A 287-nucleotide genomic window follows, 5' to 3' on the forward strand; every position below is an offset into this window, starting at 1 on the left:
TTAGAGGGTTAATCCTAATAAAATGATTGAAATAAAAAAACCTGCAGAACATTTTGCAGGTTTTTTTTATTTTCATCAAAACACGAGAGAATCAAGAACCCAAACATTTACGTTTACGTTAAGGTTATGAAGGTGTATAATAAATCATGAATTGATGAGCAGGAGGCACTGGCAATGGAATGGATGAAAATTGATCAAGTGGCGAAAAGAAGCGGACTGACCAAACGGACGATTCGTTTCTATGAAGAGATTGGTTTATTATCAGCACCAAAGCGGACAGAGGGCGG

At 37.3% G+C, this 287-nt stretch carries 1 protein-coding gene; it reads left to right on the forward strand.

The window, feature by feature from the left end:
• Window positions 1-174: 174 nt before the first annotated feature.
• Window positions 175-287: MerR family DNA-binding transcriptional regulator (locus SB658_RS23205; protein WP_410602624.1), on the forward strand; the 113-nt coding region annotated here is incomplete at its 3' end.

Origin of the sequence: Bacillus sp. SIMBA_008 (assembly GCF_046535495.1) — a bacterium.
GTDB lineage: Bacteria > Bacillota > Bacilli > Bacillales > Bacillaceae > Bacillus > Bacillus subtilis.